Annotated in this window: 1 pseudogene; it reads right to left on the bottom strand. The window is 46.5% G+C overall.

The annotated features are described in order from the left end of the window. Positions 1 to 245: pseudogene (locus tag ABFY71_RS19080) on the bottom strand (tetracycline resistance ribosomal protection protein); the annotation flags it as partial.

The raw sequence follows: 245 nt of genomic DNA, 5'->3' as shown, positions 1-245 counted from the left end.
CCTGCGATATACTTTTCCAATAATTTATCGTTATTTTCGATGACCGCATCCCATGCTTCTATGTCGGTATTTTCCTCCAGGACTATTTCCGGGGACAGCGACACCGTCTGCTTGATGATAATAACGGCGGAGAGCTTATCCCGAACAGACTGAACCACGCTCTGCAAATCAACGCCAGCCTGGTCGATCTTGTTGATAAAGATAACGGTGGGAATGTTCATTTTCCGCAGGGCATGGAACAGAAT

Source organism: Devosia alba, assembly GCF_039938915.1.
GTDB lineage: Bacteria > Pseudomonadota > Alphaproteobacteria > Rhizobiales > Devosiaceae > Devosia > Devosia alba.
Note: the sequence above shows the minus strand (reverse complement) of the source record. Positions and strands in the feature narration are given on the sequence as shown.